The 24,247-nt window shown below is 66.7% G+C and carries 21 protein-coding genes and 1 pseudogene; 10 read left to right on the top strand and 12 right to left on the bottom strand.

The annotated features are described in order from the left end of the window. Positions 1–484 precede the first annotated feature (484 nt). Both BM009_RS18820 and BM009_RS18815 read left to right on the top strand, forming a co-directional pair. The gene (locus BM009_RS18820) at positions 485–1,150 is read left to right on the top strand and encodes an HAD family hydrolase (RefSeq protein WP_093298526.1); all 666 of its coding nucleotides are present in this window, start codon (positions 485–487) and stop codon (positions 1,148–1,150) included. A 43-nt stretch (positions 1,151–1,193) separates the two neighbouring features. Then, positions 1,194–2,018, top strand: coding sequence for a SirB1 family protein (locus BM009_RS18815; RefSeq protein ID WP_254772354.1), 825 nt, complete (start codon positions 1,194–1,196; stop codon positions 2,016–2,018). 15 nt (positions 2,019–2,033) lie between these two features. On the opposite strand, the gene BM009_RS18810 is transcribed toward BM009_RS18815, so the two are convergent. Next, the gene (locus tag BM009_RS18810; protein WP_093298524.1) at positions 2,034–2,957 is read right to left on the bottom strand and encodes a LysR family transcriptional regulator; all 924 of its coding nucleotides are present in this window, start codon (positions 2,955–2,957) and stop codon (positions 2,034–2,036) included. Between the two features lie 118 nt (positions 2,958–3,075). Here BM009_RS18810 and BM009_RS18805 point away from each other — a divergent pair, with 118 nt between their 5' ends. Continuing rightward, a complete protein-coding gene (locus BM009_RS18805; protein WP_093298585.1) occupies positions 3,076–3,801 on the top strand; it encodes an SDR family oxidoreductase in 726 nt (241 codons plus the stop codon). 90 nt (positions 3,802–3,891) lie between these two features. Here the strand turns inward: BM009_RS18805 and BM009_RS18800 are convergent, their stop codons facing one another. Further along, positions 3,892–4,188 (bottom strand): putative quinol monooxygenase, encoded by a 297-nt coding sequence (locus BM009_RS18800; protein ID WP_093298523.1) that lies wholly within the window; start codon positions 4,186–4,188, stop codon positions 3,892–3,894. A 71-nt stretch (positions 4,189–4,259) separates the two neighbouring features. Then, a complete protein-coding gene (locus tag BM009_RS18795; protein ID WP_093298522.1) occupies positions 4,260–5,054 on the bottom strand; it encodes a type 1 glutamine amidotransferase domain-containing protein in 795 nt (264 codons plus the stop codon). A gap of 119 nt (positions 5,055–5,173) precedes the next feature. Between BM009_RS18795 and BM009_RS18790 the strand changes: the two genes are divergently transcribed. Further along, the gene (locus BM009_RS18790; protein WP_093298521.1) at positions 5,174–6,073 is read left to right on the top strand and encodes a LysR family transcriptional regulator; all 900 of its coding nucleotides are present in this window, start codon (positions 5,174–5,176) and stop codon (positions 6,071–6,073) included. A gap of 230 nt (positions 6,074–6,303) precedes the next feature. On the opposite strand, the gene BM009_RS18785 is transcribed toward BM009_RS18790, so the two are convergent. The 3 genes from BM009_RS18785 to BM009_RS18775 are packed head-to-tail and all read right to left on the bottom strand — an operon-like array spanning position 6,304 to position 8,975. Beyond that, a complete protein-coding gene (locus BM009_RS18785; protein WP_093298519.1) occupies positions 6,304–7,026 on the bottom strand; it encodes a phosphocholine cytidylyltransferase family protein in 723 nt (240 codons plus the stop codon). After that, positions 7,023–8,120: an inositol-3-phosphate synthase gene (locus BM009_RS18780; RefSeq protein ID WP_093298518.1), complete on the bottom strand. Its 1,098-nt coding sequence runs from the start codon at positions 8,118–8,120 to the stop codon at positions 7,023–7,025. Before BM009_RS18780 ends, BM009_RS18785 begins: the two co-directional genes overlap by 4 nt. A gap of 6 nt (positions 8,121–8,126) precedes the next feature. Next, entirely contained in the window at positions 8,127–8,975 is an 849-nt protein-coding gene (locus BM009_RS18775; RefSeq protein WP_093298517.1) for a CDP-alcohol phosphatidyltransferase family protein, read from the bottom strand. A gap of 304 nt (positions 8,976–9,279) precedes the next feature. Between BM009_RS18775 and BM009_RS18770 the strand changes: the two genes are divergently transcribed. Both BM009_RS18770 and BM009_RS18765 read left to right on the top strand, forming a co-directional pair. Beyond that, entirely contained in the window at positions 9,280–10,287 is a 1,008-nt protein-coding gene (locus tag BM009_RS18770; RefSeq protein ID WP_175488121.1) for an MlaA family lipoprotein, read from the top strand. Beyond that, positions 10,284–11,762, top strand: coding sequence for a lipopolysaccharide biosynthesis protein (locus BM009_RS18765; RefSeq protein WP_093298514.1), 1,479 nt, complete (start codon positions 10,284–10,286; stop codon positions 11,760–11,762). The genes BM009_RS18770 and BM009_RS18765 overlap by 4 nt, the downstream gene beginning before the upstream one ends. A 278-nt stretch (positions 11,763–12,040) precedes the next feature. On the opposite strand, the gene BM009_RS18760 is transcribed toward BM009_RS18765, so the two are convergent. Together BM009_RS18760 and BM009_RS18755 are read right to left on the bottom strand one after the other, a co-directional pair. Then, positions 12,041–13,006, bottom strand: coding sequence for a family 43 glycosylhydrolase (locus BM009_RS18760; protein ID WP_093298512.1), 966 nt, complete (start codon positions 13,004–13,006; stop codon positions 12,041–12,043). Positions 13,007–13,077: 71 nt separating this feature from the next. Further along, the gene (locus tag BM009_RS18755; protein WP_093298511.1) at positions 13,078–15,858 is read right to left on the bottom strand and encodes a TonB-dependent receptor; all 2,781 of its coding nucleotides are present in this window, start codon (positions 15,856–15,858) and stop codon (positions 13,078–13,080) included. A gap of 160 nt (positions 15,859–16,018) precedes the next feature. Here BM009_RS18755 and BM009_RS18750 point away from each other — a divergent pair, with 160 nt between their 5' ends. From BM009_RS18750 to BM009_RS18735, 4 genes are read left to right on the top strand one after another with little or no spacing between them, the layout of a single operon-like run. After that, entirely contained in the window at positions 16,019–17,176 is a 1,158-nt protein-coding gene (locus tag BM009_RS18750; protein WP_217644222.1) for an aldose epimerase family protein, read from the top strand. Between the two features lie 26 nt (positions 17,177–17,202). Beyond that, positions 17,203–18,345, top strand: coding sequence for a cellulase family glycosylhydrolase (locus BM009_RS18745; protein ID WP_093298584.1), 1,143 nt, complete (start codon positions 17,203–17,205; stop codon positions 18,343–18,345). A gap of 58 nt (positions 18,346–18,403) precedes the next feature. After that, positions 18,404–19,426 carry a glycoside hydrolase family protein gene (locus tag BM009_RS18740; RefSeq protein ID WP_093298508.1) on the top strand — a complete coding sequence of 341 codons (1,023 nt, stop codon included), beginning with the start codon at positions 18,404–18,406 and terminating at the stop codon, positions 19,424–19,426. After that, entirely contained in the window at positions 19,423–20,406 is a 984-nt protein-coding gene (locus BM009_RS18735) for a glycoside hydrolase family 43 protein (protein ID WP_093298507.1), read from the top strand. The genes BM009_RS18740 and BM009_RS18735 overlap by 4 nt, the downstream gene beginning before the upstream one ends. A gap of 1 nt (position 20,407) precedes the next feature. Here BM009_RS18735 and BM009_RS18730 read toward each other — a convergent pair whose 3' ends face one another. From BM009_RS18730 to BM009_RS18715, 4 genes and pseudogenes are all read right to left on the bottom strand, one after another. Further along, positions 20,408–21,298: an arabinan endo-1,5-alpha-L-arabinosidase gene (locus BM009_RS18730; protein WP_368085943.1), complete on the bottom strand. Its 891-nt coding sequence runs from the start codon at positions 21,296–21,298 to the stop codon at positions 20,408–20,410. A gap of 84 nt (positions 21,299–21,382) precedes the next feature. Beyond that, positions 21,383–22,407 (bottom strand): annotated as a pseudogene (locus BM009_RS18725) (family 43 glycosylhydrolase); the annotation flags it as partial. Positions 22,408–22,578: 171 nt separating this feature from the next. Then, positions 22,579–23,046, bottom strand: coding sequence for a hypothetical protein (locus BM009_RS18720; protein WP_093298504.1), 468 nt, complete (start codon positions 23,044–23,046; stop codon positions 22,579–22,581). Next, entirely contained in the window at positions 23,043–24,221 is a 1,179-nt protein-coding gene (locus tag BM009_RS18715) for a catalase family protein (RefSeq protein ID WP_217644219.1), read from the bottom strand. The genes BM009_RS18720 and BM009_RS18715 overlap by 4 nt, the downstream gene beginning before the upstream one ends. Between the last annotated feature and the right edge of the window lie 26 nt (positions 24,222–24,247).

The raw sequence follows: 24,247 nt of genomic DNA, 5'->3' as shown, positions 1-24,247 counted from the left end.
GGCAGTCGTGTCAGATTGTATCTGGCGATCTCAGCAAAAGTGTGGGGAAAAATGTGGGGGCCCCTTGCGCGCCCTTGCACATTCAACTTTAAATTCAATGCTTTGAGATCGGCCTCAGGCTTCCTCCCGCTCCGCCACCTGCGCCGTTTCTGGGCCTCTCAAACCCGCTAAGCCCGCTAGACAACCGCAGAAATCAGCGGTTTCCGCTTTCGCTACTCGCCGGAAGATTGCGCAGGGTGAACCTCGCCTAGGCTTGCCGCTGCGGACTTCCCGGTCTTCAGGGGCAGGCGATGGAAGGGGCGGCCGCTCCATGTTGTCCGTTGCTGCACGACCGGCGGATGCGGCGCTGGCAGTCCGTACCAGCTTGTGCCGCCACCCTCCGGCGCGGCCCAGGTGGAACCTTGGGGGAGGCGATGCGCTCGGTTCGTCTACCCACCGCGATCACCGGATCGCCGACCCTGTTCTCCTGGCGCCGAGGTGACGCATGCCGATCAAAGCCGTTCTGTTCGACATCGACGGTACGCTCGTCGACAGCAACGCCTTCCACGTGACCGCCTGGCAGGAGGCATTCGCGACGATCGGCAAAAGCTTCGATGCGGGCACGATCCACGATCAGATCGGCAAGGGAACAGACATGCTGGTCCCGACGCTGCTGCCGGGCATCGATGCGGATGCCCAGGAAAAGCTCGGCGAGACGCATGGGGAGATCTTCAAGGCCAAGTTTCTCGACAGGGTCCAGCCGTTTGCCGATGGGCGCGCGATCCTTGCGCGCGTGCAAGCGGACGGTCTGCGCGTGGTGCTTGCCTCGTCGGCTTCGAAGCAAGAACTCGACCATTATATCGATCTGCTCGATGCGCAGGAGATCGTCTCCGAGACGACCAGCGCCGACGATGTCGAGCGTACCAAACCCGCCCCGGACATCTTCGCGACCGCGCTCGAAAAGGTCGCGCCGCTCGCGCCGGACGAGGTGATGGTCGTGGGGGACACACCCTATGACATCGAGGCGGCCCGCAAGTGCGGGATCGCCGCCATCGGCGTACGCTCGGGCGGCTTTGCCGACGAGGCGCTGACCGATGCGGGCGCGGTGGCGCTGTATGACGACGTGGCGCACCTCCTGCGCGACTATGCGCAGTCGCCGCTCGCCCGCTGATCGGCGACGTCGGCGCCGCTGAAGGCAGAAGGAAGATTTGATCTTGGCCACCTCCGCACCCACCGACGCGATCCTCCAGCTCGGCCTGATGGAGGACGAGGCGATCGACCTCGACGCGGCCGCGCTCCAACTGGCAGCGCTCGACCATCCCGACGTGGATCTCGGCCCCTATGTCGGTCAACTCAACGACTTCACCGAACAGCTGGCGACGGTCGGCGGAGATGCGGAGACCGTCGAGGAGCGCGCGCAGGTGCTGGCCGAGGTGATGGCGCAGACCTTCGGGTTCAGCGGTGACCGGTCCCGCTATGACGACCCCGCCAATGCCGACCTCATCCGCGTCATCGATCGCAGGCGCGGGCTGCCGGTGAGCCTCACCATTCTGTATGTCGCCGCTGCCCGGCGGCTCGGCTGGCGCGTGGATGCGCTGAACACCCCCGGCCATGTGCTCGCCCGGCTGGGCTCCGAGACCCAAGCCGTGCTGATCGATCCGTTCAACGATGGGCGCATCGTCGCGGCGGACGATCTTGCCACGCTGCTGCGCGGGGTGCTGGGACCGGCGGTGGTGCCCACGATCGAGCATGTCACGCCCATGTCGAACCGCTCGGTCCTGGTGCGGCTGCTGATGAACCAGGCGAGCCGAGCGGAAGCCGCGGGTGACGCCGCACGCGCCTTGACGCTGTACGAGCGGATGACCGTGATCGCGCCGGATCACGGGCAAGGCTGGTGGGAACGCGCCCGCCTGCTGCTGCGGGCGGGAGAGATTGGCGGCGCCCGCTCCAGCCTCAGCGCCATGCTGGAAATCACCCGTGACCAGGCGCTCCGCACGCACATCTGCTCGGCGCTGGACTCGCTCAGCGGGCGCGACTGAAGCCGCCCTTTCCGTTCACGTCCCGTCTTTTCGTCGATCGGCAGCGATCAGGTCGATAAACGCCCGCAGCGGCGCGGGGACGAAGCGGCTGGAGAAGTATAATCGCGGCCCTTCGAACACCGGCCACCATTGGGGCAGCACGGGCAGCAGCGATCCGTCCTCCAGATGGGGCGCGAGCCAGTTCCCGAAGGTTCCGACCACACCATGCCCGGCGCACGCCGCGGCGATGGCTGCCGGCGCCGCATCCACCCCGATGATCAGCCTGCCGGGCGGGTCGATCGTGATCGACTCCTGGTCTCGCTCGAACTCCCAGGCGACCAGCGCGCCGCTCGAGAAGCGGAGGCGGATCGCGTCATGCGCCATCAGGTCCCGCGGCGCTTGCGGCGCGGGGCGACGGGCCAGATAGGACGGCGCGGCGGCATAGGCGAGCGCCTGCTGCTTCGGCCCGATCGGCACGGCAATCATGTCCTTCGCCAGATGCTCGCCATAGCGAATGCCCGCGTCGCACCCGGCCGCCACGATGTCGACCAGCCGGTCCTCCACCACGATCTCGACGCGAACTTGCGGGTGCAGGATGAGGAAGCGATCGAGCAGCGGCGGGAGGATGTCGACCATCACCGCGCCGGTGACGTTCAGCCGGAGCAGCCCGCGAACCTCGGCTTGCGAATTGGCGGCGTCCTGCAGCGCAGCCCGTGCCTCGGCCAGCAGCGGCGCCATGCGCGTGGCCAGCGCGCGCCCCGCTTCGGTCGGCACGACGCTGCGGGTGGTGCGGGTGAGCAGGGGAACGCCCAGCTGCTGCTCCAGATCGGCGATCTTTTCGCTGACGGTGGAGGGGGAGAGACCGAGCTGCTTGGACGCCGACCGGAAGCCACGTGCGTCGACGACGGACAGGAAGACCCGCAGGCTGTCGAGGCTCGGCACATCGGCATTGTTCGGCATGGCGATCAGCCTATTCGGTTCTGGGCCATTTATCAAAGCTTGGCGAACGCCGATATTGCCGGTCGAGCCGCGCGGCTCCGGCGGCAGACCGCCACCGGGCGCGGCGCAGGAGCAGGACATGACCGACCGGACCGTTCTCATCACCGGTGCCAACAAGAGCATCGGCTACGAAACCGCACGCCAGCTGGGTGGGCAGGGGCTGCGCATCTGGCTGGGCAGCCGCGACGCCGATCGCGGCGGTCAAGCGGCCGAGCAACTTGCCGCGGAAGGCATCGACGTTCGCCTGCTGCATCTCGACGTGACCAGCGACGAGAGCGTTCGATCCGCGGTCGCGCGGGTCGAGGCCGAAGACGGCAAGCTCGACATTCTGATCAACAATGCCGGCATTCCCGGCCTGCAGCCCATCCTGCCCAGCGAGCAGCCGCTCGACAACATCAAGACGGTCTACGAAACCAACGTCTTCGCGCAGATCCGGATGACCCAGGCCTTCCTGCCGCTGCTGAAGGCGGGGGACGATGCCCGCGTGGTGATGGTGAGCAGCGGGCTCGGCTCGCTCGGCTGGCTGTCCGATCCGGCCAATCCGCACCACCCGGTCAACATCCTCGGGTACAACAGCTCCAAGACGGCGCTCAACGCGGTGACGCTCGCCTTCGCCAAGGAACTGGCCGCCTTCGGCATCGCGGTGAACGCGGCGGACCCGGGCTATACCGCGACCGACTTCAACGATCATACGGGCTATCGCACCGTCGAGCAGGCCGCGGGAGGCATCGTCTGGTTGGCCACCCAGGCGGCACCGGAAGTGACCGGCCGCTTCTATTTCGAGCAGCAGCAGGTGCCCTGGTAAGCCGCGTCCGCGCCGCCGACCGGGAGGGCCGACGGCGCGGAGCATTCCTGCTTCAGCGCTTGGCGCCGTCGGCGCGTTCGATGCCGATGATCAGGCGACGGCGACGGGGGTGAGCGGGATCGCGGTCCGCTCGGCGAGGTCGGCGATCTTCGCGGCATAGGCCTGGAAGTGTGGGCTCGCGCGGTGGGCGGTGACGGCATCCGCATCGACATAGAGTTCGTCGAGCACGAAGCGGGCGGGGTCGTCGCGGTCCTGCCAGAGATCGTAGCGGAGGTTGCCCGGCTCGGCGCGGCTGGGCGCGGGCATGGCATCGAGCAGCTGGCGGAGTTCCGCCACCTTGCCGGCATGGGCGGTGAGGATCGCGACGGTTTTCACGTTGGTGGACATGATGGAGTTCCTTTTCGGTCGGGGAAGGGGGGTGGAGCGCAGGCGCAGTGCTCCACCGGTCATGCGGGTGCTCACCCCTGGGCGCGGTCGAGCGCGTCGACCAGCGCGGCGGCGAGCTGGTGGTCCGAGGCGGGATTCTGCCCGGTGATCAGCTCGCGGTCCACGACCACGTTCGGCGCGAAGTTGGTTGCGGTGACCGAGACGTTGCCGCCCGCCGTGCGCAGCGCGCGTTCCATGTCGAACAGCAGCTCGCCGCCCAGCAGGTGCTGCTCGGCGATCTTCTCTTCGCTCGCCGAGAACACGGTCATGCCATAGCCGGCATAGACCCAGTCCTGCCCCAGCGCCGCGGCCTTCTCGCTGTCGCCGGCGGCCAGTGCCGCGCGATAGGCAGCGGCCTCGGGGAGCGCGGCCAGGACGGCGACCGGGCCGTGGCAGAGCAGCGCCGTCGGCTTTCTGGCCTGGTGGAAGTGGCGCAGGATGGTGCCGGCATCGGGATCCTGCATCAGGTCGACCGCGGGGGCATGGCCGCCGGGCACGAACACGCCGGCGAACCGGTCCAGCCCGCCCTCGATCACCGCGCGCAGCGTCTGCACGCTGTTCATCTCGGGCGAATCGGCGAAGAAGGCGCGGGCCCGATCATAGGCGGCCTGGTCGCCGCCGAAATGGTCGACCGTGTCCGATACCGCGTCGATGATCGGCTTGGTGCCGTTGGGCGTGGCGAGCACGACGTCGTAGCCGGCGTCGATCAGCGCCAGCGTGGGGACCACGGTTTCGTTCAGATACTGGCCGATCGTGGCGCTGCCGCCGCCGCGCAGCTCGATCTGCGTCGCGTTGGAGCCGAGGATGAGGATGGTGCCCTTGGTCATGGTGGAAGCCTTTCATGCGGTGCGCCGCAACCGCTGCGGCAGGTGCAACATGGCCCCATCCGACATATTCCAGAAGTTTATCTTCTTGATTTCAGATATACTGCCAGCGATATGACTGCATGCGCTACGACCTGAACCTGCTGCCGATCTTCGTGGCGCTGATGGAAGAGCGCAGCGTCACCCGCGCCGCGGACCGGATGGGGATGACGCAGCCGGCACTGTCCAACGCGCTCGCCAGGCTAAGGCTGATGCTGCAGGACCAGCTGTTCATCCGCGAGCGCTACGGCATCCAGCCGACCCCGATCGCGCTGGAATTGGCGCCTTCGATCGCCGAGGCGCTGGCCCGGCTCGACGATGCGGTGCTCGGCCAGCAGGAGTTCGATCCCGCCACCGCCGAACGCCTGCTGACCATCGCGCCCAACGGCTATGTCGAGTTCGTGCTGGTGCCCGCGGTGGTGGCGCGGCTCCAGCAGGTGGCGCCGGGCATCAAGCTGCGGCTGACCCCCTATGGCAACGATCTGGTGGAGACCGGCGTCGTCTCGGGCACGACGGCGCTGGTGCTCGGCCGGGTGATCGATCCGCCCGACAATCTCGTCGTCCAGCATGTGATGGACGAGGGGCTGGCCTGCGTGGTGCGGGCCGGCCATCCCGAGGTGGGGGACAGCATCACCCGGGAGCAGTTCGAGGGCATGAAGCACGTCAACATCGTGCCGCCGGGGCGGATGCGCGCCGGGCTGTTCCAGGCGCTGGCGCAGCAGCAGCTCAAGCGCGACGTGGCGATCTCGGTCACCAATTTCTTCGCGGTGGCGGAGATGGTCGCGGTCACCGATTATTGCGCGACGCTGCCGTCGCTGATCTGCCGCAGGCTGGCGCACGATCCTCGGCTGAAGGTGCTCGATGCGCCGGTCGACCTGGGGACCTTCCCCGTCGAAATGGCCTGGCATGTCCGGTACCGCCATGACCCGGCGCATCGCTGGCTGCGCAACCTTATCACCGAGGTCGCAGCAGCGCTCCGCTAGCTCTGGACGCCGCGTTCAGAAACGACGGGCGGGGGGAGGGCGCAACGGCGCCAGAGCGCCTGGGTCAGGCAGTTCCCGCCGCTGCCTTGAGCGGCGGGAACGGGATAGCTGCGGAAAGGCTGAAACCGGGGGCCGAACTGGCTAGCGCCGTAGCCCTCGTCCCGTCAGGCATGTGCGACGATCTGCCATTTCGCGCCCAGAACCGCCACCGCATCCGCTCGCCCGTCCGCCTAGCGTGGAACGGCGCTTTGGCGACGAGATGCCAGCCAGGTTTCTGCAATGCGCCACGCCCGTTCATCGTCCACATCGATCCATTGAAGATCGCTGCAATCTTTGACGACCGCGGCCCGGTCGGAAGCCAGGCGCCGCATCCCTTCGGTGAGGGATGGCGTTTCCAACCCGCGGAGTGCATCGAAGAGGCCCCTGCCGACGGTGAAGACGCCCGTATCGAAGCAGTCATAGGACGCGAGGCCCTTGCCGATGCCGACCAGGCGGTCGCCCTCGGTCTGCACGCACGTCACGTCGTCACGATCGATCCAGTCGCTGTCGATCCGCCGGTCGATCCCGAGCGATGCACCGCCGCCCGTCGTGGTGCCGGCCATTCGCCGGTAGAATTGCGGTTCGACCAGATGGTCGCACATCGCAAGGATCGCCTCCTCGTCGCCCAGCAGCGGCTCTGCTGCGAGCAGCGACGAGCCGTTGGGATGCCGGTGATCCTCTACCCGCACGGTCTCGACAGGGATCGGCCAGTCGTTCGCCGCAACATAGGATTCGAGCGTCTCCGCTTCATAGCCGACGACCACGATCGTTCGCGCGAGCCCCGCCTGCGCCATGCCGAACACGGCATGCGCAAGCAGGGTCCGCCCGTCAACGAGGCAAAGCGGCTTGAGCGGGGCGACGTCGCGAAGGCGCGAGCCTTCGCCTGCCGCGAGAACAATGCCGGTGTCGATCATTCCGCCGCAACGGCAATGAACTCGTCGACCGCGCGCGCCGCGAGATCATCGGTCATCTGAAACCGCGGGTGCTTGCAGAAATAGGCCGATGCCGCATCGATCGGCCCCGCCAGACCGCGATCCTTTGCCAGCTTGGCGCAGCGGATCATATCGATGGCGACGCCGGCGCTGTTGGGGCTGTCCTCGACGGAAAGGCGCAGCTCGAGGTTCATCGGCACGCCGCCGAACATCGTCCCTTCCATCCGCAGGAAGCACACCTTGTTGTCGTTCTGCCACGGCACATAGTCGGACGGGCCGATATGCACATTTTCGTCTTCCAGACGCTCGGCCGCGACCGACTGCACCGCCTCGGTCTTCGAGATCTTCTTGGAGGCGAGACGGCGATGATTGGACATGTTCAGGAAGTCGGTGTTGCCGCCGGTGTTGAGCTGATAGGTCCGCTCCAGCTTGACGCCCCGCTTGGCGAACAGATCGGTCAGCACGCGATGAACGATGGTGGCACCGAGCTGCGCCTTGATGTCGTCGCCGATAATCGGCACGCCAGCCTTGGTGAAACGCTCCGCCCACACCGGGTCACTGGCGATGAACACGGGGATGTTGTTGACGAACGCAACGCCCGCCTCGAGCGCGCATTCGGCGTAGAACTCGCTGGCGGCCTGCGAGCCTACCGGCAGATAGTTCATCAGCACGTCGGTCTTGGTCTCGCGCAGGGCGGCGACCACTTCCGCCTTGGACGCTTCGCGCTCGCTCGAGAGCAGGAAGGTCCGATCGTCGCCATAGTCCGCCATATGTTCGGCTACGCCGTCGAGGATATGCCCCATCTGCACCTTCGTGCCCGTGGGAGGCACGGTCTCGCAAAAGATGGCGGTGCAATTGGGCTTCGCAAAAATGGCCTCTGACACATCCTTGCCGACCTTGCGTCGATCGATGTCCCACGCCGCGACGACGCTGATGTCGTTCGGCCTGTAACCGCCCAGGTCCCAATGCATGAGACCGACGGTCTCATTCGCACCTTCGCGGTAATAGGAAAGCCCCTGCACGAGAGAGCTGGCACAGTTCCCCACCCCTACGATGGCGATGTTAATGGCGGGCATTAGTTTTTACTTCCTTTGATTTGTCAGAGAATGATTCATCGACACGGTTCCGAGGTTGTTTTCGACCATGCGATGCTGGAATAGTCCGAAGATGAGGATGATGTTCAGCGGGACAAGCTCAAACCACCAGAACAGGCGTGGATTGCCGAAAAGGCAAGCAAAGAAAATCGCATAGACCCGAACATTGGCGGACAACAGGCTCATCAGCCGCATGGGCCTGGCGGCCAGGGCTCCATATCGCGCCGCAAGATCGGTGGGAGCAGGGTGATGCTGCAGCACGTCGTCGAACCGCGCGGCGACGCGGTCCAACATTCCCCAGCCATAATCGTACAGGCGAACGAGCGGATTGCGGCTGGGCGCTGGAAGGGCAATCAGCGCCATCGCCTTGCAACGACGGTGGAAGCGGGCCCGTTCGCTCTCGTACAGGTTGGATTGGACCATATGGGCAACGCCAGCGGCAACCGCCCATGCCCAGCCTTCCAATGTGCCGATCGACAAGGCCAGCGAAACATAGATCAGGGTGAAAACGCCATGGTCACACAGCCCGTCCAGTACCCGCCCCAGCGGACTGGCGGTGCCCGTGGCGCGCGCGATCATCCCGTCCAAGCCATCGGCAACCAGCCAGCCGACGGACAGCAGCAAACCGGCAAGGGCAAAAGGCCAGATCTTCCACTGGGCGTAGGCGAGCGCCGCTGCCGTTCCCAGGGCCAGGCCGGCCAGGGAAACGGCATTGGCGGAGATCCCGCGATCGAGGAACCAGGGCAGCAGGCGGCGCGCTGCCGGATGTATGATCCACAGGTTTGTCGGATCTTCTATCCGGCGGTCTCGTGACAGGTCGATGATGGCAAGCGTCATTGATCCGTAATCTACGGGTTCAGGTGCCCGTTCAGCAAGCGATTTGCAGCAGCGTTTCGCTCGCCGGTGCAGGGGGGGTGCGCAGGGCGATCGCGGCGATGGCCCGCACCCGGCGCCCTCAGGCAAATGAATTGGCGGTGACACTCGTCGAACTTTGCTGATAAGGGACGATTTGCGCCCGCCATACACCCGTCCTTCTGACCTCTCCGGACGATCGGAATGTCGGTCCTGATGTACCCATATCCGTGCCCAACGCAGCGAGACACACTGCCATGAATGCCAAATAATGGGTGGTTCTACCTTGATGGCGGCGATGCTCCTGATGAGCGGCCCTGCGGCGGCGGACGCGGCAGGCACGCCTGACGAGCTGATCGCGGTGCCGATCGTTAGCGTTGTAGTGCCCGCGCCAGATGCCGAGTCCACATTCCCGCCGGGGCAGGACACGGTTGCGCCGACTCCGCCTGCTGCGCAGGCTACACCGCCGGCTGTCCAGGCTACTGCGCCTGCACCCGAGGCTACCCCGCCCGTTCCTCAGGCTGCCAGCGGCCCGACCGAGCAAGCCCAACCGGAAACTGCGCAAGATGATGAGATCGTCGTTAGCGCCAGGCCACGTCCGCCCCGCGAGGATCCTCTTCAGGAAATAAACCTGAAGACATATGCCGTCGTGCAGACGGCCGACAAGGTGATCGTCGCACCCGCAGCCAAGGCTTATTCCAAGATACTCCCATCGTTTTTCCGCGCAGGCTTGCGTCATTTCTTCAACAATCTGAACGAGCCGATCGTCTTCGTAAACTATCTTTTGCAGCACAAGATCGGGAAAGCGTTCGAGACGGTCGGGCGCTTTGGAGTCAACTCTACACTTGGCGTTGCGGGCGTGGTTGACGTGGCGAAGAAGGCGCCCTTCAAGCTTCCTAAAAGGCGCAACAGTTTCGCCAACACGCTGGGCTTCTATGGCGTAAAGTCGGGACCCTTTCTTTTCCTTCCGCTCGTCGGTCCGACGACGGTGCGTGACCTTGTCGGCCTTTCCGTGGACAAGCTCTTGCTACCCTCGACCGTCGGAAAGCCGTTCAACCGCGTCTGGTATACATTGCCTGCGACCATCATCGGCACGTTGGACGACCGGGTTGAATTCGCCGACAAGCTGCAGTCGTTCCGCGATTCGCCGGATCCTTATGCGGCCTCGCGCGCATCCTACCTCCGGTCCAGGCAGGCGGAAATTGACGCCTTGCATGTGCATGGCCATCGCCGGCGCAAGCCCGAGGTGCAGCCGGACACGCCTGCACCGCCCCCTCCCCCGGAAGGCGCCAAATGACCGTTGGCGGGTCGTTGCCTTCGACACCCGACGCACAGAGTTCCGACGGAAATGAACGCCTCCAGCGCGGAGCGCTGGCTGTAGGCGGCGGATTCGCGATCAAGTTCGGGGCGCGCATTTCGTTCTTGCTGGTGGCCGCCATCTTGTATGGCCCGACGCTCTATGGCGCCTACAGCGTCGCGCTCGCCGTGGTCGAGGTTTCCGTCACCATCGGCGGTGCGGGTATGAAGACCATGCTTTTCCAGATCCTGGAAAATGCGGAGCGTTCGACGTCGCCGGGTGAGCGTCTGCTCGAAATGGGTCTGATCGTCGTCGGTGCCAGTGCGCTGGTCACGGTGCTGATTGTTTCCTGCATCTTGCTCTTGCCAGGGCTCGGACTGGTCGGCTGGACGCTGCTGTGGATGGCGCCGCTCATCACCGGGCAGGCGTTGCTGGATCTCCTGCTCGCGGCCACACGCTGGCAGGGACTTGTTCGCTACGAGGTGCTCTGCAGAAGCATCATCGAACCCTATGTGGCTGTCCTCGTATCTGTCGCAGCCTTCTTGTTCGGCGCCCCGCAATTCGGCCTCGTGATAGGCTATGCCGCCGGCACGCTTGCGGCAATTGTCTTTGCCCTGTCGGCAGTGCTGCGGAGCTTTGACATGCGCGGCGTGACCATGAGGTCCTCCGGTTTTCGGCAGCTGTTCAGCACGATGCGCCACAACAGCTGGGTGACGGGGACGGACTGCGTCACCGCGCTTGCGGAGCGGGTGGATCTTTACATCGTTGGTCTGATGTTGGGCGATGCTCCGGCAGGCATTTATGGTGTGGCCCGGCAGGTTTGCACGCCGCTCCGGCAGGTGCGCCAGTCCTTCGACGCCCTGTTGACGCCCATCGTCGCGCGGGAACTGAGGCTTTCCGGTGTCGATGCGGCGCGGCGTACCATCGCCGGCGTGAGCAGGAAGATATTGGATCTGCAGTTGCCGACCTTCCTGCTCATCGCCGGCATGGGAGCGGCGATCCTGCACCTGCTGGGCGGCCATTATCCCGCCGCTTATGCGCCGATGCTGATCCTGTGCCTTGCCGAGATCCTGCAGGCCAGCTTCGGCATCGCCGATCTGCTCTTCGCGTATCGTGCGCCGGGATACGGGCTTGTCATCACGGTAGCGGGCACGGCAATCGGCGTGGTGGCGTCCTTCCTCCTCGCACGTTTCGGCATGGTCGGCATCGCCTCGGGACTGTTGTTGGGGTATCTCGCCAGGGCCTTGATCCGGCGGAGGATGATCCATGCACAATTCGCCGTCTCCACTCCCCTGCGACCGCTGATCCCGACAGCCATCGCCTTCGCTGCTGGCGGCGGCGTGATCCTGGCGGCGGTTGGCAACCTCGATCTGACCTCAATGGTGCCTGCTGTCGCCGCCACGGTTGTTGCGGGAGCCATCTTCTTCGCAGCCAGAAGACTGGCTGATCGCAGTTTCCATCTTCAACCGAATTGACGCGTGGGCGAACGCGCCCGCTTTCCCTTGAGGTCGGCGAGCGAGACCCTTGCGATCTTCGCCCGCTTTTCGCTCGATAGTCGGCCGCCCGAGCCTGGCGAGCGGCAGAAGTCGTGGCCGTCGAGATTGCGAGGGTCATACCGAGCGGTCGATCGAGGCGTTCGATATCTTGATAGCGTGCAGCGACTTGCCGGCCCTGGCGCCTTTGCCTGTGGAAGGAATGCTTCGAGGTTGACCTCAATTTTGCTGCGGCTCCGCTAGCTACCCTTCCGCCATAGTTACTTCCCCGTCAGCGTCGGTGCCGCGGCGCCGTCGGTCATCGTCACCGGCAGGATGCGGCCGTCCCTCGCATAGCGCAGCCGGTCGATCGCGACCTCGCGCTCGCCGCGATAGGGGCCCGGGCCGCGCGCGCCTTCCCAGCGGTGGTAGACGATCAGCCAGTTGCCCGCGGGGGTGCGTACGACGCTGTGGTGGCCGGGGCCCTGGTGGCGGGCATCGCCGGTCAGGATCGCGCCGCGATAGGTCCAGGGTCCCGTCGGCGATGTGGCGGTCGCATAGTGGACCGAATAGTCGGGGCCGTTCCAGCGGCCGTGGCTGTACGACAGATAATAGGTGCCGCCGCGCAGGTGCAGGAAGGCGCCCTCGGTGAAGTTGCGCGGGGTAGCGACGGGGATCTCGCGCGCGATGCTGGTCATGTCCGCGCGGAGTTCCCACACCCGCAGCCTGGCACCGGCGCTGCCGCCCGCGTAGAGGTAGGCCTTGCCCGACCGGGGATCGACGAACACCATCGGATCGATCGCTTCGAAGCCGTGGCCGCCATCGGCGATCAGCGGATGGCCGATGTCGCGATAGGGACCCTCCGGCCGGTCAGCGACGGCGACCCCGATGCGGCTGGGCGTAGGGTTCTGGGGCCCCACCGAGAAGTAGAGATAATGGCGGCCGTGCCGCTGCGCGATCGCGGGCGCCCAGAGGAAGTGGGCAGGCGCCTCGTCGTCTTGGATCCAGGGAATCTGGTCGCGACGGATCAGTTCGCCGCGCGTCCGCCAATGCCGCAGGTCGCGCGACGAGAAGGCGCCGAAACGGTCCGCCGCCCAGCTGCCGCCCGGGCCGCCGGTGGGGAACACCCACAGCTCCTTGCCGATGAACACCGCGTGCGGGTCCGCGCCGGTGAACTGCGGATTGTCGGCGAGCGCGGTGCCCGCAAGGAGGGCGGCCAGCCCGCATCCCCAGATGAAGCGTCGCATGCCAGCTCCTTGCATGTGTCAAAGCAGGGCGCGGCATCCTGGCCGCGCCCCGCGCACTTTCGTGCTTCCGGTCAGAAGCGGAAGCGGACGCCCAGCGAATAGGCCCGCTCGAGGTACAGCACCTGCCGGGTATAGCTGTCGCCGGTGTCGAACTGGCGGTAGCGCTTCAGCGGGTTGCCGAGCACATTGACCACGTCGAAGGCGATGGTGATGTTCTCGACCGGGGTCACCGTTGCCGACATGTCGAGCTGGCCGCGGCCCTTCTCGATTACGGGGTGGGCGATCGGGTCGAGCGCCTCGAGGCTGTAGAAGGACACGAACTTCGAGCGGTAGTTATACGCCACGCGCGCCGAGAATTGCGGCTTCTCGTACAGCGCGACGAGGTTGCCCGACCATTTCGACACGCCCGGGAAGGCCTGCTGCTGCTCGCCATAGGTTGCGGCGAAATTGGGGATCAGGTCGCCCTTGGCGTCGATATAGGTGCCGTTGGCCTGAACGCCGAATCCCTTGGCCCAGTCCGGCAGCCCATCGATGTCGAGGAAGCTGGTGAAGGTCACCTCCGCGCCCTGGAGCTTGGTCTTCCCGAGGTTGACCGGCGAGGCGAGCCGCAGCCCCGGCTGGGTGCGATCGTCGACGGTGGCGAGGAAGCCGTTCGCGTCGTGCCGGAACAGCGCGGCGGTGAAGGAGCCCGTCCGCGAGAAATACCATTCCAGGCTGACGTCGTAATTGTCCGAGGTCAGCGGCTTGAGGTATGGATTGCCGGCCGATCCGCCGCGACGCAGGCGCTCGACGCATTCCGGCGTAGTCGCGTTGGTCAGGCACGGATCGCCGGGCGCGAGGATCACCGGCTGATTCAGCGAGGTGTTCGGCCGCAGGTCGAAGAAATTCGGCCGGGTGCGCGTCTGGGTGAAGGCCAGGCGCAGCTGCAGCTTGTCGGTGAAGCCGATGCGGGCGCTCGCATTGGGCAGATAGTCGGTATAGTCGTTCTTGGCGCTGACCGGCGGGTTGGTGACGACGCCGCCGACATCCTCGACGCGCGAAAAGCCGTTGATGCTGGTCTTGGTCTTCACCGCGCGCAGGCCGATCACGCCATCGATGTTGGTGCCGCCCAGGTCGAAGCCGTATTTCACCTGCGCATAAGCGGCGTAGGATTTCTCGTTGGCGCGGAAGGTCTCTGCCGGGTTGAACGGCGGGATGCCGGCGGGGGCGCCGAAGAAGCTGCGCAGCGCCGGCAGGTTGTTGCGGATGCTGTCGCGGGTGCTCGCGGCGTAGAAGACGTTGGGCTCGACGAAGTTGTACGCGAAGCCCGGCCGTGTCGGGCGCACATCGGCACCGGGCAGCGAGGCCAGCGGAACGCCCGCAAGCTCGTTGTTGATGTACAGATTGCCGAGGTCGCGCGCGGCCTTGCGGTCGGCATAGCGCAGGCCGACATCGATGCGCTTGAGGAAGCCGCCGTCGAAATCATAGGAAAGGTCGGTGCGCGCCTGCCAGTCGGTGCCGCTCACCACCAGCAGCTCCTGCCACAGCCCGCGGCTGATGAAGTTGGCCGGATCGGTGACGGCGAAATTGACGAACTGCTGGCTCGGGCCGCCGTCGATCGGCGCTTCGAACTGGACGTTGCGCACCGGCGAACTGGCAGCGGCATAGTCGATATTGACGTTGTTCGCGGTGTAGGTGCTGTCGGTATAGGCGACGTCGGCCGAGATGCGCAGCCGGTCGCGTGTCCAGATCGCGCCGCCGCCGCCCTGATAGGTGTCGGTATGGCCGTTGAACGAGCCGCTATACCCGTCGGGGCGGGTCGCACCGCTCACCGTCATGCTGGCGATGTTCCTGCCGTTCGCCTGCGTCGTGATGTTCGACAGCTGCAGATTGTCCCCGAAGATCGGGATGAACATGTAGCGGTTGTAATCGCGCGAGCGGAACCCCTGGAACAGGCCGTCGGCGTAGATTTCCAGCTCCGGCGTCGGCTTCCACTGGAAGGCGGCGTTGGCGGAGGGGCGCCAGCGATCGCCATAGCCGAGGAACAGGCCCTGCGCGTCGGGATAGCGCAGCCCTGCCTGGCCGGCAGGGGCGTTGGTGGCGTTGGTCGTCTGGATCACCAGCGACTGTTCGCGGGTCGAATCGAGGAAGTTGATCCCGACATAGGAGGCGTTGACCAGCAGGCCCATCTCGCCGATGCCGGTGTTCCAGCGATCGCTGACCAGCAGATTGCCGTTCCAGGTCGTGCCCTTCGACTGCTGCGAGAGCACGCCGTTGACCGAGCCGGACAGCTCGAAGCCCTTGAAGTCGAACGGGCGGCGGCCGCGGACGTTGATCTCGCCGGCGATGCCGCCTTCGATCTGGTTGGCGAGCCCTGACTTGAACACCTCCAGCGCGGCGACGGTGCCGGCGGGGAAGTCCTGGATCTGCACATAGCGCCCCTCGGCGGTGAAGATCTGGCGGCCGTTATAAGTGGTGGTGAGGTCGGGCAGGCCGCGCACGGTGACGCCGGCCGATTCCCCGCCGCCGCGGGTGACGTTGACGCCGGCAACGCGCTGCAGCGCCGAGGAGGCGAAGGTATCGGGCAGCTTGCCGATATCCTCGGCGACGATCGCATCGACGATGCCGTCCGAATTGCGCTTGATCGACTGAGCGGACTGGAGGCTGCGGCGCAGGCCGGTGACGACGATCGTGTCCTCGGCGCTCGCACCCGTTTCCTGCACGGCAGCGGCGGGCGATGCCGGGTTGATGCTGTCGGCGCTCGACGTCTGCGGCTTCGGCGACTCCAGCGCGGTCTGGGCAGTTGCGGCGGGCGCCAGGCTCAGGCCGACAACGGCCGAAACGGACGCGCACAAGAATGGCTTCACCTTCATGCTATTCCTCCCCTTTTTTTGCGCCGCTCATGTGGCGGGCTTGTTCGTGATGCGGAGATTATATAAGCCTGACATCGCAAGCAACATATTTATCATATTTTTGCAGAGCGGCCATGCACGGGCTGAGAATCGAAAAAAAGCGCTTGGGAGGAGAAGGATGATGAAGGGTGCAATGGCGATCTGCGGCATCGCCGCGCTGGTCGCGCTGTCGAGCCATGCCGAAGCGGCGACTGCCAAGCGCGGCACCTTCGGCAAGATGGCGGACGGCCGCGCCGTCGCGTCGGTCACGCTCAGCAACGGGCGCGGCGTATCGGCGACCGTCGTCGCCTATGGCGCGATGCTCCAGTCGCTGGTGATGCCCGATCGCGCCGGCCGCAAGGCGGACGTGATCCTCGGCTATGACAACATGGCAGACTATCTCGCCAAGGGGCAGTATTTCGGCGCCACCGTCGGCCGCTTTGCCAATCGTCTGGCCGAGGGCCGCTTCCGGCTCGACGGCCGCAGCTTCCAGACGCCGGTCAACGACGGCAAGAACGCGCTGCACGGCGGCACCGTCGGCTTCGACAAGGTGCTGTGGGAGGTCATCTCGGCGAAGGACGGCCCCACCGCCTTGGTGACGCTGCGCTATGTCAGCCGCGACGGCGACCAGGGCTATCCCGGCACGATGACCGTCGACGCCACCTATGCCCTCGACGAGCAGAACAACCTGACGATCACCTATACCGCGACCACCGACGCGCCGACGATCGCCAACATCACCAACCACAGCTACTGGAACCTCTCGGGCGAGGGCTCGACGGGCGGGGCGATGGGCCACCGTGTTACCATCCCGGCGCAGACCTATCTGCCCACCGATGCCGGCGCGATCCCCACGGGCGCCTTCAAGAGCGTCGCCGGCACGGTGTTCGACTTCCGCACGCCCCAGGCAGTGGGCGACCGGGTCCGCGATGCGCGCGACCAGCAGATCGTCTTCGGCCGCGGCTATGATCACAATTGGGTGATCGGCCGCGAAGTGACGCGCGACCAGCATCTGATGGCGAAGGTCTATGATCCCGCCTCGGGCCGCGGCTTCGAGCTCTGGTCGAACCAGCCGGGGCTGCAATTCTATTCGGGCAATTTCCTCGACGGCACCACCCACGGCAAGGCCGGGCGCATCTACCGCGAGGGCGACGCGATCGTGATGGAGCCGCAGATCTTCCCGGATGCGCCCAACCAGAAGGGCTTCCCCGACGCCCGGCTCGATCCCGGCCAGACCTATCGCAACGTGATAACCTATCGCCTGACCACCGGCCGGGCCGCGGCGCCGAAGAAGCGCTGAACGACACCAGGGGAGCAGACCATATGATGATCCGCCGCAGCTTTCTTCTCGCCGGCGCCGCGCTGGCGATCGCCGCCACCATGCCGTCGGCCGAGGCGCGCGACCAATGGACCAAGGCGCAGGCCAATGGCTGGTATGCCCAGCAGCCCTGGATGGTCGGCGCCAACTTCACGCCCGCCACCGCGATCAACCAGCTCGAGATGTTCCAGGCCGAGACCTGGGACCCCAAGCGCATCGATCTCGAACTCGGCTGGGCCGAGAAGATCGGCATGAACGTGATGCGGGTGAACCTGCACCACCTGCTGTGGGAAACCGACGCGGCAGGGCTCAAGCGGCGCATGGACGAGTTCATGACGATCGCGGCCCGGCACCACATCAAGACGCTGTGGATCTTCTTCGACAGCTGCTGGGATCCCGATCCCCATGCCGGCCCGCAGCGCCCGCCGATCCCCGGCGTCCACAATTCGGGCTCGGCCCAATCGCCGGGTGCCGCGCGGCTCAAGGACGCGGCGCAATACGGCAAGCTCGAAGCCTATGTGAAGGATATCGTCACCACCTTCGCCAAGGATCAGCGCGTGCTCGGCTGGGACGTGTGGAACGAGCCTAACAACCCCGGCGGCGGCAATTATGCGTCGACGCCGGAAAAGAACAACTATGTGGCGCTGCTGCTGCCGCGCGTGTTCGCCGCGGCGCGTTCGGCCGATCCGATCCAGCCGCTCACCTCGGGCGTGTGGATCGGGGACCATTGGGACGACCAGAGCACGCTCGACGCGGTCGAGAAGATCCAGATCGCCCAGTCCGACGTGCTGAGCTTCCACGATTACAGCTGGCCCGAGACGTTCGAGCGGCGCGCCAACCAGATGCTCGGCTATGGCCGCCCGGTGCTGTGCACCGAATATATGGCGCGCGGCAACGGATCGACTTTCGACGGCACGCTGCCGATCGGCAAGCGGCTGAACATCGCCATGTTCAACTGGGGTTTCGTCGACGGCAAGTCGCAGACCCGGCTGCCCTGGGACAGCTGGAAGAAGCCCTATACCTATGAGGAGCCGACCATCTGGTTCCACGAGGTCTTCCACGGCGACGGCAAGCCCTATCGCCAGGCCGAGGTCGACCTGATCCGGCGCCTGTCCGCCGCGCCCAAGGGCGTGGTGCCGGCCGCCCGCTGACCGGCAGGCTGCACTGCCCAAGCATGGCGGTGCAGCCGCTCCCCTGGAGGAGAGCAGGATGGATCTGCTTCGATCGCTCTGTCGGCTGGCCCTGTTCGCGATCGCGCTTCCGGCCGCCGCGCAGACCGCGCCCGGCGGCCCCGAGACGCCGGCCGTCGATCCGGCCAAGGCCTATCTGTTCGCGCACATGACCAAGGAGCGCTACGGCGTCCTCCATTATTCGGTCAGCATCGACGGGCTGCACTGGACCCCGCTCAATGGCGGGCAGCCGGTCTCCAGCGACTATCACGGCCATGCCTCGATAGCGCGGGGGCCGGACGGGCGCTATTATCTGGTCGGCAATCGCAGCGACGAGGATCCGCTGATCCGCTTCTGGGTCTCGGACGACCTGATCCGCTGGACGCCGTTCGGCACCTATCGGCCCAACCTGACCGGCATTCCCGGCCACCCGCACGCGCTGCAGCGGATCGGTGCGCCTAAGCTGTTCTTCGACAGCGCCTCCGGCCGCTTCCTGCTTAGCTGGCACACGCCCAACGAGGACGGCGACGCGCAGGACCCGGAACGCTATTGGGCCAGCCAGCGCACGCTTTACGTGCTGTCGAAGGACCTGCGGACCTTCGCCGATCCGCCGCGCCGCCTGTTCTCCTGGGATATGGCGACGATCGATACCATCCTGCAGCCGGGCGACCGCGGCGGCTATTGCGCGATCCTCAAGGACGAGCGCTATCCGAGCTATGCCTGGACCACCGGCAAGACGATCCGGATCAGCTGCGCCGCCAGCCTTCTCGGCCCCTATCCGCTGCCGAGTGCGCCGCTCAGCCCCAATTTCCGCGAGGCGCCGACGCTGATCCGCTCGCCCGACGGCACCGACTGGCTGCTCTATTACGAGCAATATGCCGGCACCAGCTATGGCCTGTCCAAGGCGCCGACGCTGCAGGGCCCCTGGTTCCAGGTCTCGGGCAACACCGGCGTCCCCGCGTGGAACCGCTACGAGATGCCCGCGGGCATCCGCCACGGATCGATGCTCGCGATCAGCCGCCGCCAATATGACGCCCTGTTGAAGGCCTTCCCGAACCCATGATCCGCGCGATTCTTCCGCTCGCCTTGCTGGCCCTTGCTGCGCCCGTTGCGGCGCAGGTTCATAACCCGCTGCTGGAGTCCGGTCCCGATCCCTGGATCGTCCGCGACGGCAAGACCTATTACTACATGAACACGCAGGGCAATCGGCTGGCGATCCGCAAGACCCGCGACCTCACCCGCCTCGCCGATGCGCCCGAAGTGACGGTGTGGACGCCGCCAACCTCGGGACCGAATGCGCAATCGATCTGGGCGCCCGAGCTCCACCGGATCGGCGGCCGCTGGTACCTCTACTATACCGCCGCTGCGGCGGGGCATGATGACGACGCGCATCGCGGCATCTTCGTGCTCGAGAATAGCGGACGAGACCCCATGCGCGGTCCTTGGGTTGATCGCGGCAAGCTGAAGACGCAGCTGACAGGCATCGACGGCACGACCTTCGCCTATCGAGGCCGCCGCTATTTTGTCTATTCCGCCTATGACGGGCCGGACAGCGCGCTGCGGATCGTCGCAATGGCCAACCCCTGGACCTTGACCGGCGCGGAGACGACGATCGCGCGGCCCGACCGCGCTTGGGAGCGCCAGGGCGGTCGCCAGATCGTCGAGGGGCCGGAGTTCCTCCAGGGCCCGCGCGGGACCTTGTACCTGACCTATTCGGGCAGCGCCTGCTGGTCCGACGGCTATGCGATCGGCCTGCTGCGCGCGCCGGCCGGCACCGACCCGCTCGACGCCGCGGCATGGCGCAAGGCACCCGATCCGATCCTCGCGACCAACCCCGAACAGCGCATCTTCGCCCCCGGGCACAACGGCTTCTTCACGACGCCTGGAGGCGAGACCTGGATCGTCTACCACGCCAATCCGGACGCAGGCATGGGCTGCACCGCCAGGCGCTCGCCGCGCATCCAGCGCGTCCGCTGGCGGGGCGCGGTGCCGGACTTCACCGGGCCCGCCGGGGTGATCGCGCCGCTGGCCTCGCCGCGCTGATCTAGCGCGCCACCGGCCAGCCGTCGGGCGTCCAGCTCAGCCGCTGGATCCGCAGCGTCGGGGTGCCGCCGCGCTGCGTGTCATAGGCATGATAGACGATGACATCGCCGTCGCGCCGCTGCAGGATCGAGGCGCCGCCGCGCCCGACAAAGCGGGTCCCTCGTCCGTTGCCGAGCACTATCGTGCCGCCGCCCGCGAGCATCGGCCGCCCCGCACGATCGACATAGGGCCCGTCCGGCGCCGAGGCGCGTCCGACCACGGTGTGATAGCTGCTCGCGGTGCCGCGGCAGCAAAAGTCGAACGACACGAACAGATAATAGCGCCCGGCATGGCGGATCACATATGGCGCCTCCACCGCGCCTGGGGCCGGCCGCGCCGCCAGCGCGCGGGGCGGCGCGTCGCCTGCCAGCCGCAGCCCGGTCGCGGGATCGATGCGGATCAGCTTGATGCCCGACCAGAAGCTGCCGAACACCAGCCAGGCGCGGCCCTCCGCATCGCCGAACGGCATCGGGTCGATCGCGTTGAAGACGTCGCCGGGCCCCGAGGTCACGACGGGGCCGCGGTCGGTCCAATGCGCCGCCGGCGCCGCCGGGTCGATCCGTGTCGCCGTGGCGAGACCGATGGCAGAGCGATTCTTCCCGAAGGTGGAGACCGCGTAATACAACCGATATTCGCCGCCGGCCTTGGAGATGTCCGGCGCCCATATCCCCGTCGCGCCCGGCACGGCGGTGCGCACCCAGTCCGGCAACTTCGCAACGCTCGGTCCGCGCAGCGTCCAGTGGCGCAGGTCGGTCGAGGTGCGCAGCGGCAGCAGTCCCTGCGCGCTGCCGAGATGGCCGGTGGCGAACAGATAATAGGTATCGCCGTCCTGCAGGATCGCCGGATCATGCACCCCGGCGACCGCACCCTCCAGCACCAGCGGCGCAGGGCGCGGTGCACTGGCCGCCGCCCCGCCCGCCGCCGCGAGCAGGGCCAGTGCAAGCGACGCGGAGCGCCTCAACGCCTTGGCAACGGGCCGTTGGCGACCGGTTCGCCGAAGTCCGGCGTGCCGTCGGCGCGGTAGCGGAAATACTGCATGCGGGTGTGGCGGTTGGGATCGAACAGCGGGTCGCCCTGGATCTCGGCATAGTCGCGCGCATGGTAGACCAGCACGTCGCGCCCGCGCTCGTCTACCGTGAAGCTGTTGTGCCCGGGCCCGTAGATCTTGTGCGCGGCGGAAGTCTGGAACACCGGCACCGGCGACTTGGTCCAGCTGGCCGCGTCCATGAGGTCCGCATCGGCGCGGGCGGTGAGCATGCCCAGGCAGTAGCGCGCATCGGTGGCGCTCGCCGAATAGGTCATGAACAGCTTGCCGTTGCGGATCAGCACGGCAGGCGCCTCGTTGACCTTGAAGCCCCGTATCTCCCAGTCGAGCGTCGGCACCGACAGCCGCACCGGCTTGGCGGCCAGCGTCAGCGGCGAGGCGAGCGGCGCCAGATACAGGTTCGAGTTGGTCTCGATGCCGGGCTCGCGCTGCGCCCAGGCGAGATAGCGCCGCCCCTTGTGGACGAAGCTGGTGGAATCGAGGTTGAAGCTGTCCCATGGCGTCTGGAGCTGCCCCAGCACGGACCAGCTGCCCGTCATCGGATCGGGCCCGTCGCACGCCACGGCATAGGTGCGGATGCGGAACACGTCCTCGCCGCCGCCACTGGGGCCGGCGGCGAAGTACATCACCCATTTGCCGTCGACCAGGTGCAGTTCGGGCGCCCAAAGGAAGCCGGACATCGGCCCGCGCGCCGCGTGCCGCCACAGCACCCGCTCGGGCGCGGTGGCGAGGCCTGCCAGCGTCTTCGAGCGACGCAGCACGAGCCGGTCATATTCGGGCACCGATCCGGTCAGGTAATACCAGCTGTCGGTGTGGCGGAAGACCTGCGCATCGGCGCGCTGGCGCACCACCGGATTGACGATCGTCGCCGTATCGCGCGCCCATGCCGCCGCCGGCGCGACCGACAGCGCCGCCATGCCGCCGATCAGGCTGCGCCGGCCCAGGCGCAACGAAGGCGCGCGCTCCGTTTCCGCGTCGCCGCACCTGTTAGAATCACGGCCTTCGATCATGACATCCGCCCTATACCCGCAGCGCCCCTGCCATCGGCACGCCGTCCTCGGCTTTAGTCAGACAAATTCGATCGACCGTCAACCCGATGCGACAGCGAGCACACGCTTCCGCTTCGGCCCACGGCGAGGCGTGCGCGCCATCATCGCGTGGCAGCGCAGCAGCAGCCAGACCCCGCCCAGGTTCATCAGCGGCAGCGGTGCGAGTACCCACCAGCCGTGCGGCGTCAGCGGCCGCGCGGCGAGCAGGTAGAACAGGTCGGTGAACAGGTCCGAGAAGCGGATCCCGGCCATGATCGCCAGCCAGACCGGCGCCCGCCGGAACCATAGCAGCGCGGCGGCCTGTGCCAGCGCGAAGGCTGCCCATTGCCCGGCGGCGCGCCGCAGCAGCGCGATCTCCAGGCCCTGCGGCGTACCGGCATGGAAGAAGCCGAACCAGAGCTGCGGATGCATCCAGGCGAGCACCGCGATGACCAGGTCCAGCGCTAGCCCCCCCCAGAGATAGACCAGCGTGGCGGCGAGGAGCAGCCGGTTGCCGGAGCGGCTCATTCGAACGTCTCCGCGCCGGTCGGCTCGACATGGCCGACGCCATTGGCGGCCTGACGGAAGCGCGACAGCTCGGCATAGAGCCGGCGGCGGGCGCGGTTGAGATTGCCGAGCGGGCGGTGCTCGGCGATGCAATGCCACGGATTGTACGCAAGGTTGCGAGCGAAGGCGAGCTGCGCCGGGCTGTCGAAGCGCTGCGGGGGAAGGTGCAGTGTCGCCACCGGCACGCGCGGCGAGAGGCGTTCGGGCCACAGCACCCCGGCATGCTCGATCGGCATCCGGCGCGGATCGGTCTGCAGCTGCACGGTCATGGTGAAGCGGGCCGCGTGCGCCGCCAGCGTCTTCGCCATGTTCTCGCGCAAATAGTTGTCCGAGGGGCGCCGCGGCAGCCGGTCGACCCGCATGTCCACGGCGGCTTCGGGGAAGAAGGCATAGTGCATCGCCGTTCCTTCCCCCAGCAGATAGGGCACGCAGCTGTAATAGGGGGTGCCGAGCGGGTTGCCCTGGGTCTTGCTCCACAAGCCCTGCATCAGCAGGTCGAGCAGGTGCGGCCGCCCGGGATTGAGGAAGTACCAGAGCGGCAGCTCGCGCCGGCTCCAATATTGCAGATAGGCGTTTTCGCGCGCCGTCGGCGTGGTGAAGGTAGGGCAGCTGATTCCGGTCAGGTCCTGGGTATGCGCCTCGTCGTCGAGCAGCTTGGGGCCGGGCACGTCCATCAGCTTCACGCCGATGCTGAGCACCCCGACATCGTCGATATCGGGCGGCGTGTGCGGGCCCGGCCCGCCGAACCGCACCCAGGCGGGGTAGCTGCGCTCGACTGCGAAGATGCCCTTGCGCAGTGCCTCGGGCAGCCCGGGATGCACCGTCAGCTCGCCGCGCACGACGCCGTGCGTCTTGGTGTTGCCGCCGCGTTCCATCGTCGCCGGCGCGAAGTCCTGCGCCATGTGCGCGCGCATCCGGGTGAGGATCTGGTCGAGGATCGCCGCCTCGTCGGGCTCGATGCGTTCCTCGGCGAGCGACAGCCCTTCGTCCTTGCGACCGGCGCGGATCAGCGCCTGCACCAGCGCGGTGCCGGGTCGCTGCAGCAGCGCGTCCAGCGCCGGACGGATCCAGGGATCGATCCGCCGCTCCGCATACAGCGTGCCCTGCAGAACATCGTGCAGCCAACGCAATTCCATTGCGCGCATCCACTCCCCCATCTGCG

Source organism: Sphingomonas sp. NFR04, from assembly GCF_900114095.1.
Lineage (GTDB): Bacteria > Pseudomonadota > Alphaproteobacteria > Sphingomonadales > Sphingomonadaceae > Sphingomonas.
The sequence above is the reverse complement of the archived record's forward strand: the minus strand, read 5'-3'. Positions and strand labels throughout refer to the sequence as shown.